The sequence below is a fragment of the Mesorhizobium sp. M7A.T.Ca.US.000.02.2.1 genome (genome assembly GCF_003996995.1).
Classification (GTDB): domain Bacteria; phylum Pseudomonadota; class Alphaproteobacteria; order Rhizobiales; family Rhizobiaceae; genus Mesorhizobium.
This window is the reverse complement of record NZ_RZTT01000209.1, coordinates 1-10,502: the sequence shown is the minus strand read 5'-3', so window position 1 is coordinate 10,502 and position 10,502 is coordinate 1. Positions and strand designations below refer to the sequence as shown.

The window sequence follows — 10,502 nt, the reverse complement described above, 5'->3', positions numbered from 1 at the left end:
CCTCCCAGGAGCGGTCCTGCGTGTCGCCCGCGACAAGGTCGAACACCAGGTCGACCGCATCGACGACCTCTTCGAAACGCTGGTTCTTGTAGTCGACCGTCTGATCGGCGCCGAGCTCACGGACGAAAACCACGTCCTCGGCGGAAACGGTTGTCGCGACGAACGCGCCCGCGGCCTTGGCGAACTGGATCGCCAGATGACCGACGCCGCCGGCGCCGCCATGGATGAGAACCCGTTGCCCGGATTTGAGGCCGCCATGGTCGAAAAGGCCCTGCCATGCAGTGGTGCCGGCAAGCGGCACCGCCGCGGCTTCGACATGGCTTAGACGATCCGGTTTCGCAGCCGCCTCCGTCGCCTTGACCACGACATATTCGGCATTGCCGCCGCGGTCATGACCAAGCATCGCAAATAACGGGTCGCCCTTCTTCAACGTATGCGCCCGCGTGCCGCATATTTCCACCGTGCCGGACACGTCGCGCCCGAGCGTGACCGGCAGGGTTTCGCTCGTCGAACCTTCGCGGATCTTGTAGTCGATCGGATTGACGCTCGCGGCGCGAACCCTGAGCACAACCTCGTCGTCAAGCGGTTGAGGCAAGGGGACTTGATCGATCGAAACAACCTCAGGTCCGCCAAAAGCATGGATGCGGGCTGCTTTCATGTCGGCATATCTCCTGTTGTTTGGCTGTCGGCGACGGTGTCTGCTGGGCTGTCGTCAGCGGCTGTGCAGCCCAGGTTGCGGAGGCAGGCACACCGGTTTCCCAGCGGGCCACCGCCGCTGCAAGGTCGCCATTCCTGCTAGGCCGTAGACTGCGTCGGCGGGTTTTGATTCACATGGCGGCAAGGCTAGAACCAGACTTGCTGGCTTTCTAACTGGGTAGCAGGCCGTTGGTTCCAACCACCGCAATCGGCTGAACGTGGTGCCGGAAATTCTCTCCTCGGCCAGAGCATTCAACCAGTCTGATCCATCCGGCCCTTATGCACACAGCTGTTTTGAGTAGCGACGCCGAGGAGAGAGGCGGGGGCCGAAGCTGCTGGCGCGCTGACCTTGGAGATCGGATTGAATCATTGCTGGTGGGTCGCAGGGCCGCCGATCAATGCGGTTCGCACGACGAACATAAAGCAGCACGGTCTTAATCAACGCGGCGGCGCTATGCGGACTTCAAGACGCTTCGCAGATCGGCAGCGGCTGTGGCGGCGGTGCCGGATGATCCTTCCTGTATTGGGCGATGATCGGCTCAAGGGTCTTTCTCGGCCAGAATTTCGGTGTGCCGATTTCCTTCAGGCAGGACGCGTTCCAGTAGGCGCCCGGCTGTGAACGGTCGGCTGCGACCGCGGTGATGTCGCGCGATTCCGGGTAGATGTAGAGCGTCGTCGGATTGTCCTTGACCATCGGGATGATCCGCTTGGCATCCGCCGGCGACCAGCTGGTGCAGCCATTGCTGCGACCGCCGGCATAGTCCACCAGCTTGCCGAACGGCACGAAGCCGTCATGGTCGGCGTGCGAGTTGTTCGGGTTTTTGCGCAGGCACATGCCATGCAGCACCTGGGCAGCGTGACCGCCGATCGCCCGCTGCCTGGCGTTCGCGGCTTCGCCTTCGCCGTCGAACTGGATGAAGGTGCGCTGGAAAACCGCGTCCTGCTTCGCGCCGGTGCGGTAATAGCCCTTGAACGAGGTTTTGGCCTCGCTGGTCATATAGGCGCCGCCGGCCGTCAACGATGAATCCATCGCATTGCCGAAGTTCTTCGCGCACCGTTTGCCGTTTGAAAAATCGACGACGCCTTTCAAATTCCGCCCGCTGCCGTGGCCTGACGAAATCGCGCTAAACGACTGGCTGGCCTCGCAGATGACGTAGTAGCGGCGGCCGAGCACGCCATTGCCCAGATCGCTGGGGCGTGTGGCATCCATGGCGAAGTAGCAGGGGTTCTTGACAGCGCCTTGCGCGACCTTCTTCCGGTAAAGCGCGCGGGCTCGTTCGAGGACAATTTGCGAGATCTGGCCGTCGCTGTCGCCGACATGAGCCTGCAGCCAGGCTGGAACGGCAGATGGTGCGGCAAAGGATCGGGCCGATACCGCCACGGCGATGACGACGAGAAGGCTGGCGACGACACCCAGAGAAACAGATCTCAACCGCACCGGATCAATTCTCCTTGTCGAAGCGTTTTGTGATGTTGCCACCAGGAATCGACCGTAGAGGGTCTCGCATTATCAGGCGAAACACATCTTGTTTAGCGCACCCGCATGAGAGCCGTAAAGCAGGTCGATGCATGCAACGGCCTACGCCGACATGCTGGCTCCAGGCTTGCGGCGGACGTCTTCGCTTCCTTAAAGCAGGGCAACGAACTCGGGTTGGCGGGTCCCTTCGGAGGCCGTCGGCGCGTTGGCTGACGGAGCATCAAACGAAAACCCGCCTGTGCGGCGGGTCATTGGCGCAAATCAGCACCATGGACAAATATGTACCATAGCTGAGGGCAGGAAGTCAAGAAAAAATTCCTATCGTGAAGAGCCGCGAGTCCGGAGCCTGATCCCTGGAGGTCGGCGATTTTCGATCCGCAGGGATTGAGCTATCATCTGATTCTGGCGCGGCCCACGCCACCTCCCTCCGCCGGGAAAGCATCGTTCATGCAGGGCGCTATCCAATCACTGAACCGACTGTCGAGCGCCAGGCATAAGGAGGGGTTGCGAAAAAGGGCTCGCACCAGGAGGTTTTGCGATGAAGCTGTCCGCGCCCATCTACCATCTCAAGCGTCAAGCCAGGCTTTTGTCTCGCGAGGGCAAGATTGCGCTGCACGAAGCGCTCGACCGTGTTGCAGCACAGGAAGGTTTCACCAACTGGAGCCTGCTTGCCGCCAAGGCAGCCGAGGCGGCGCCTGCCGGCAGACTGTTTGCGCAACTTGCGCCCGGCGATATGGTTCTGGTCGGTGCCCGACCCGGCCACGGCAAGACGCTGATGAGCCTCGAGCTCGCGGTCGAAGCCATGAAATCAGGTCATCGCGGTGTGTTCTTTACGCTGGAGTATACGCAAAGGGATGTGCTGGACCGGTTTCGCGCCATCGGGGCGGACCCGGTGCAGTTCAACGACCAGTTCACATTCGATAATTCCGACGCCATCAGTGCCGCCTATATCGTCAAGGCATTGGGTTCGGCGCCGCGCGGCACGCTGGTGGTGATCGATTATCTGCAACTGCTCGATCAGAAGCGGGAAAACCCGGACCTGATGGCGCAGGTTCGCACGCTGAAGGCCTTTGCCCGCGACAAAGGATTGATCCTCGTCTTCATCTCGCAGATCGATCGGTCATACGATCCGGCGGAGAAGCCATGTCCCGATATCAGCGATGTGCGGTTGCCGAACGCTCTGGACCTGTCGTTGTTCAACAAGACCTGCTTCCTCAACAAGGGCGAAATCCGGTTCCACGCGGCAGGCTGACGATCCGGTCAGCCAGCCTTCATTGGGCCGCTGCCGGCAGCTTCAGAGGGTGCGCAACCGATGTCGAACTGTGCTGCGCGCGCAATGCTTTGGCCGCCTGGCGAACCACTTCGGATATAAGCAGCAGCTGTTTGGCGATCGGGCTTGTCTTGCGCCAGATCATGCCGATCGTCCGCGACGGTTGGGGGTTGGCGAAATGGGCGATAGAGACCGCCGCCGAGCGCGTCTCCACCGGCACGGCCATTTCGGGGATCAAGGTGACGCCGACGCCGGCGCCGACCATCTGCACCAGGGTCGACAGCGAGCTGCCGTCCAGCAACTCCCTTGGGCGCACCGAATGCATGTTGCAGAACGACAGCGCCTGGTCGCGAAAACAATGGCCTTCCTCGAGCAGGAGCAGCCGCATCTCGCGCAGCATTTCGCGGTTGGGCACCGGCTTTCCCTCATCCTCGCCGGGCCGGACCAGCACGAAGTTCTCGGCAAACAGCACGATTTCCGTCAGTGAGCGTTCCCACACCGGCAAGGCCACGATGGCCGCGTCGAGCCGCCCGTCGGCCAGTTCCTGGATCAGCTTCTGCGTCTGCGTTTCGCGCACGTGGATATCGAGCCCGTCATGCATGCGGGCGAGGTTGCCGATGATGGCAGGCAACAGGTAGGGTGCGATCGTCGGGATCACCCCGATGCGCAACCGTCCCACCAGCCGGTCGCGCGAGGCGCGGGCCAGGTCCGTCAGCTCATCCACAGAGCGCAGGATGTCGCGGACGCGCAAGGCAAACTCTTCACCGAAATTGGTCAGCCGGACCTGGCGTGGGCCTCTTTGGAAAAGCTCGGTACCCAGCGTTTCCTCCAATTCCTTGATCTGCACCGAGATGGCGGGCTGCGAGATCGCGCAGGCATCGGCGGCGCGACCGAAATGGTTGTGCCGCGCCAGCGCCTCGAAATAACGCAACTGCTTCAGCGTCAGGTTTGTCATAATGTCATCTTATCGCTGTAATCAGGAAATCCAACTTAAATTAATCAAGCGGCTTTGCTATAGGAGTCGCAACGAAGATGAGGAGCAGCCGGGACCGCCTGGTGAGGCGCATGCCCGCGGCAACGGGACATCCAACATATTCGGTCGCGTATCGGGCATATGGTCATCGCGCCAGCCATGAAACGGACCGCCTCCAGGGACATCCAACGTCCCTGTTCACGCAGCAGTTGAACAGATCAACACAGCCACGATCGGAGAAGAACATGGACGCACAGACCGATGATCCCAGCGCCGGCAAATGCCCCGTTGCACACGGATCCTCCAGCAGGAGCAACCGTGACTGGTGGCCCAACCAACTCGATCTTGGCGTTCTCCATCAGCAATCGAACCTTGCGGATCCGATGGGCGAAGAGTTCGACTATGCCGAGGAATTCAAGTCGCTCGATCTCGATGCTGTGATCAAGGACCTGCACCAGGTGATGACGGATTCGCAGGAGTGGTGGCCGGCCGACTTCGGCCATTACGGGCCGCTGTTCATCCGCATGGCCTGGCACAGTGCCGGCACCTACCGCATCGGCGATGGCCGTGGCGGCGCCGGGGCCGGCCAGCAGCGTTTTGCTCCGCTCAACAGCTGGCCGGACAATGCCAATCTCGACAAGGCGCGCCGGCTGCTGTGGCCGGTCAAGCAGAAATATGGCCGCAAGATCTCCTGGGCCGACCTGCTGATCCTCACCGGCAACGTCGCGCTGGAATCGATGGGCTTCAAGACCTTCGGTTTTGCTGGCGGCCGCGCCGACGTCTGGGAACCCGAACAGGACGTCGATTGGGGTTCGGAAACCAAGTGGCTCGACGACAAGCGCTACTCCGGCGACCGCGAACTCCAGGGCCATCTCGGCGCCGTCCAGATGGGACTGATCTACGTCAATCCGGAAGGGCCGAACGGCAAGCCGGATCCGCTGGCCTCGGCACGCGACATCCGCGAGACCTTCGCGCGCATGGCCATGAACGACGAGGAGACCGTGGCGCTGATCGCTGGCGGTCACACCTTCGGCAAGACGCACGGCGCCGGCGATGCCTCGCTGGTGGGCGCGGAGCCTGAAGGCTCGAGCATCGAGGCGCAGGGCCTTGGCTGGTCGAGCAAGCACGCCTCCGGCATTGCAGGCGACGCCATCACCTCGGGCCTCGAGGTGACCTGGACCACGACGCCGACCAAGTGGAGCAACAACTTCTTCGACAATCTGTTCAACTTCGAATGGGAGCTGACCACGAGCCCGGCCGGCGCGCATCAGTGGACGCCGAAGGGCGGCGCCGGTGCCGGGATCGTGCCGGATGCCCACGATCCGTCCAAGCGCCGCGCGCCTGCCATGCTGACCACCGATCTCGCACTGCGGGTCGATCCGGCCTACGAGAAGATTTCGAGGCGCTTCCATGAGCATCCGGACCATTTCGCCGACGCGTTCGCCCGGGCCTGGTACAAGCTGACCCATCGCGACATGGGTCCGGTCGTTCGTTATCTCGGTCCGCTCGTGCCGAAGGAAGAGCTGATCTGGCAGGACCCGATCCCGGCGGTCGACCATGAACTGGTCGGCGAGCAGGACATTGCGTCGCTGAAGGCGAAGATCCTCGCATCGGGCCTTTCGGTCTCCGAATTGGTCTCGACTGCGTGGGCCTCGGCCTCGACGTTCCGCAATTCCGACAAGCGCGGTGGTGCCAACGGGGCACGTATCCGACTGGCACCGCAGAAGGATTGGGACGTCAACCAGCCGGCGGAACTGTCGAAGGTGCTGGCGAAGCTGGAAGCCATCCAGACGGAGTTCAACGCGGCACAGACCGGCGGGAGAAAGATCTCGCTGGCCGACCTTATCGTGCTCGGCGGCGTCGCTGCGGTTGAGAAGGCGGCGAAGGACGGCGGTCACGAGACCAAGGTGCCGTTCACGCCGGGCCGCATGGATGCTTCGCAGGAACAGACGGATGTCCATTCCTTCGCCGCGCTCGAGCCGAAAGTCGATGGCTTCCGCAACTATGTCAGGGGCAAGCAGCCGATGTCGGTCGAAGCCATGCTGGTCGACCGCGCGCAATTGCTGTCGCTGACCGCGCCCGAGATGACGGTTCTGGTCGGCGGTCTGCGCGTGCTCGGCGCCAACACGGCCAGGTCGAAGCACGGCGTGCTCACCGACCGGCCGGGTACGTTGACCAACGACTTCTTCGTCAATCTGCTCAGCATGAACACGGTCTGGGACCCGGCCGCCGGCTCCGACGAAGTCTACGAGGCGCGTGACCGCAAGACCAAGGCGGTCAAGTGGACCGGCACCCGTGCCGACCTGATCTTCGGCTCGCACGCCCAGCTCCGCGCGCTTGCCGAGGTCTACGGGTCGGCGGACGCCAAGGCGAAATTCACCAGGGATTTCGTCGCGGCGTGGACCAAGGTGATGAACGCCGACCGCTTCGACATCGCCTGAGACCGCTAAAGGTGCTCCGGCGCAGCCGCGTCGGAGTGCCAGTCCTCCCAAGGACCCAACGTCCGGGCCGTGTTTCCAGCGATGGGAGCGCGGCCCTTGTCGTAAGAGACTGCGCTTTGGTGGACCGTGCCTCGCCGGGCGAGATCGTTGCGGGGTGATCTCGTCGGATTGAGTTCACCCCCTCATTTCGAACTCGGCGCTGACTTTGACGCGCAAGTTTGTCCTTCGCACCTCTCAACCATGCTCATCGGCGCACAGCGCATGATCCGATAGCGCGCGGATGACGTAGCAGTCGCCGACCGTCTGGCCATTGCAGCACGTGGCGATGCGTTCGAGCTCGGCCTCGAGCCGCTTCAACTGGGCAATCTTTTCCCGCACCGAGATCAGTTGCTCCTCGGCGATCTTGTCGGCGTGGCCGCAGGGCTGCTCGGGGTGGCCGCTCAACTCGATCAGGGAGCGGATGTCCTCGACGGCGAAGCCGAGGTCGCGGGCGTGGCGGATGAAGGCCAACCGCTCCAGCTCCTGCCTGGAATAGCGGCGCTGGTTGCCTTCCGAGCGCTCGGGTGCCGCAACAAGGCCCATTTGCTCGTAGTAGCGGATGGTCGGCACCTTGACCCCGGTGCGGCGCGAGAGATCACCGATGGAAAACATGAATTTGCCTCTTGAAGCTCTAGTCACTAGAGCAATTACAAGCCTGACATCAGCATTCAAGACCATACGGCGACGCCGCGCGGGCAAGACAGGCAGGTGATGTGATGACGACGCTCCTCAAGCAGGAAACAATCAGGCAGACACGGTTCAAGATCGGCGGCATGGACTGCGCCTCCTGCGCGGCCAAGATCGATACGGCGGTGCGTCGCCTCGACGGCGTCGCCGATGTCTCGGTTTCGGTGACCGGCGCCAGCATGACGGTCAGCCACGGCGGCGCGCTGCCGGAAGACAAGGTGCTGCAACAGGTGGCAAGGCTCGGCTACGGCATCGTCAAGGCCGAGGCGCACGTATCGCCGATCTCAGACAAGGCGCACGCCGATCACGTCCCCAATGACCATGAAGGCCACGATCATGGCCACGCCGAGCCGGGGCAGGGGTGGTGGCGTTCCCGCCGGACGGTGTTGACGCTGGCCTGCGCGGCAGCGCTTCTCGCCGCCTATGGCATCGGCCATCTGTTCCCAGTGGCGGAGCGCTGGGTCTTCCTTGCCGCCCTGCTGGTCGGCTTGGTGCCGATCGGGCGGCGCGCGCTGATGGCGGCATTGGCCGGCACGCCGTTCTCGATCGAGATGCTGATGACCATAGCGGCGATAGGTGCCGTGATGATCGGCGCCACGGAAGAAGCCGCCGCCGTGGTCGTGCTGTTCCTGATCGGCGAACTTCTGGAAGGCGTCGCCGCCGGCCGCGCGCGGGCGAGCATCCAGGGGCTTGCCGACCTGGTGCCGAAGACAGCTCTGGTCGAGCGGGCAGGCGGCACATCGGAGGTTCCCGCCGAAGACCTCGCGGTCGGCGATGTCATCGTGGTGCGGCCGGGTGACCGCATCCCGGCCGACGGCGAGATCGTCGAGGGATCGAGCGATATCGACGAGGCGCCGGTGACCGGCGAGAGCACACCGAAGCGCAAGGGTGTCGCTGACGCCGTCTTCGCCGGCACGATCAGCACCGACGGCGTGCTCAAGGTGCGGGTGACGGCGGCCGCTTCCGACAACACCATCGCCCGCATCGTGCGGCTGGTGGAGGAAGCGCAGGAGGCCAAGGCGCCGACCGAGCGCTTCATCGACCGCTTCTCGCGCACCTACACCCCGGCGGTGCTGGCGGTCGGCGCGCTGGTTGCGCTGTTGCCGCCACTGCTCATTGGCGGCGACTGGAACGAATGGATCTACAAGGGCCTGGCGATCCTGCTGATCGGTTGCCCCTGCGCGCTGGTCATCTCGACGCCGGCAGCAATCGCCGCTGGCCTTGCGACCGGCGCGCGGCGTGGCCTGTTGATGAAAGGTGGTGCGGTGCTGGAAGGGTTTCGCCGGATCACGGCGGTGGCCTTCGACAAGACCGGCACGCTGACCGCGGGCAGGCCCGTGGTGACCGACATCATGGCCTATGGCCGCGATGAACGCACCGTGCTGGCGCTAGCGGCAGCGCTCGAGCAGGGTTCCAGCCATCCGCTGGCCATGGCGATCCTCGACAGGGCCAAGGCTGATGGTGCGCCGGTGCCGCCGGCTCTGGCGGCGAAGGCGATCTCGGGCAAAGGTGTCGAGGGCGGCGTCGGTGGCGTCGCCGTCTTCCTCGGCTCCGGTCCGGCGGTGGGCGAACGCGCCGACATGACGCAAGTGCAGCGCCTCGCCGTCGACAGCCTCAACGGGCAGGGCAAGACCGTGTCAGTGCTGGTCGCTGACGGCGTGGTGGCAGGGCTGATCGCCATGCGCGACGAGCCGCGACCGGATGCGGCGGCCGGCATTGCGGCGCTTAAGGCCGAAGGCATCCGCACGATCATGCTGACCGGCGACAATCGCCGCACGGCCGAAGCCATTGCCGCTTCGCTCGGCATCGAGGCTCGGGCGGAGCTGTTGCCTCAGGACAAGCAGCGCATCATCGGTAAATTGCAGCGCGAAGGGCTGAAGATCGCCAAGGTCGGCGATGGCATCAACGACGCACCGGCGCTCGCCGCCGCCGACATCGGCATCGCCATGGGCGGCGGCACCGATGTGGCGCTGGAGACCGCCGATGCGGCAATCCTGCATGGCCGCGTCATGGACGTCGTGCGCATGGTAAGACTGTCGCGGGCGGTCATGGCCAATATCGGCCAGAACATCACCGTGGCGCTCGGCTTGAAGGCAGTGTTCCTGGTTACCACGATTGCCGGCATCACCGGCCTGTGGCCGGCGATCCTGGCCGACACCGGCGCCACCGTGCTGGTCACCGCCAACGCCATGCGTCTCCTACGCTGGCGCGGGTGAAGTGGTCTATTCCGCCGGAGCCGTCAGCGGCGGCGTGGCGTGGCTGCGCCCTTCCCAGACATAGGATGCCAGCGCCACCGCGACGGCGACCAGCATGGCTATGGCGCCCAGCAGCGGCAGGCTGCGGTAGCCATAGCCGCTGTTCAGCATCGCGGCGCCCAACGACGCGGCCAGCGCGATGCCGACATTGAAGCCGGACGGAATGAGCGACGAGGCGAGGTTCGAGGCGTCCGCCGTCCAGGCCAGGATGCGGGTCTGGATCGGTGTGCCGATGGCGAAGTTGAGGCCGCCCCAGACGACGATCGCCACAACCATCGGCAGGGGATAGGGGCTGACGGCGTAGATGACGGCCAGCGTCACCGCCTGCAGGGCCAGCATGGTGATCAATGACGGCATCAGCTTCCAGTCGGACAGCTTGCCGCCGAGGAAGACGCCGAGCGTGGCGCCGACGCCGTTGAGCAGCAGCACCCACGGCACCAGGTTCTCGTCGAGCCCGGTGACCTCCAGCAGTGTCGGGGTGATGTAGGTGAACAGGCCGAACTGGCCGATCATCAGCATCAGCATCAGGATCAGCGAAGTCCAGACCTGCTGGCGGGCCAGCACACGGACCTCGCGGGCGAAACCGGCGGGCCTGGCCGATGAGCCGGTGGTGCGCGGCAACAGGGCTGCCATGGCAAGCGTCGCCGCCACGCCGAGCGCGCAC

7 protein-coding genes and 1 pseudogene are annotated in these 10,502 nt (G+C 64.1%); 3 read left to right on the top strand and 5 right to left on the bottom strand.

Going from position 1 to position 10,502, the window contains the following annotated elements:
* Both EOD15_RS19665 and EOD15_RS19660 read right to left on the bottom strand, forming a co-directional pair.
* On the bottom strand, positions 1-658 hold a 658-nt coding region (locus tag EOD15_RS19665; RefSeq protein ID WP_148129588.1), incomplete at its 3' end, for an NADP-dependent oxidoreductase.
* A gap of 501 nt (positions 659-1,159) precedes the next feature.
* The gene (locus tag EOD15_RS19660) at positions 1,160-2,134 is read right to left on the bottom strand and encodes a hypothetical protein (protein WP_127408751.1); all 975 of its coding nucleotides are present in this window, start codon (positions 2,132-2,134) and stop codon (positions 1,160-1,162) included.
* Positions 2,135-2,711: 577 nt separating this feature from the next.
* Between EOD15_RS19660 and EOD15_RS19655 the strand changes: the two genes are divergently transcribed.
* Entirely contained in the window at positions 2,712-3,425 is a 714-nt protein-coding gene (locus EOD15_RS19655; protein ID WP_127322962.1) for a DNA helicase, read from the top strand.
* Between the two features lie 19 nt (positions 3,426-3,444).
* On the opposite strand, the gene EOD15_RS19650 is transcribed toward EOD15_RS19655, so the two are convergent.
* Positions 3,445-4,398 (bottom strand): hydrogen peroxide-inducible genes activator, encoded by a 954-nt coding sequence (locus EOD15_RS19650; RefSeq protein ID WP_127408750.1) that lies wholly within the window; start codon positions 4,396-4,398, stop codon positions 3,445-3,447.
* A 263-nt stretch (positions 4,399-4,661) separates the two neighbouring features.
* On the opposite strand from EOD15_RS19650, the gene katG reads away from it, so the two are divergent.
* Positions 4,662-6,857 (top strand): catalase/peroxidase HPI, encoded by a 2,196-nt coding sequence (gene katG / locus EOD15_RS19645; protein ID WP_127321558.1) that lies wholly within the window; start codon positions 4,662-4,664, stop codon positions 6,855-6,857.
* A 234-nt stretch (positions 6,858-7,091) separates the two neighbouring features.
* Here katG and EOD15_RS19640 read toward each other — a convergent pair whose 3' ends face one another.
* Complete coding sequence (locus tag EOD15_RS19640) at positions 7,092-7,508, bottom strand: helix-turn-helix domain-containing protein (protein ID WP_127321557.1); 417 nt, start codon at positions 7,506-7,508, stop codon at positions 7,092-7,094.
* Between the two features lie 104 nt (positions 7,509-7,612).
* Here EOD15_RS19640 and EOD15_RS19635 point away from each other — a divergent pair, with 104 nt between their 5' ends.
* Positions 7,613-9,799: a heavy metal translocating P-type ATPase gene (locus EOD15_RS19635; RefSeq protein ID WP_127321556.1), complete on the top strand. Its 2,187-nt coding sequence runs from the start codon at positions 7,613-7,615 to the stop codon at positions 9,797-9,799.
* A 6-nt stretch (positions 9,800-9,805) separates the two neighbouring features.
* Here the strand turns inward: EOD15_RS19635 and EOD15_RS19630 are convergent.
* Positions 9,806-10,502, bottom strand: a pseudogene (locus EOD15_RS19630) (MFS transporter); the annotation flags it as partial.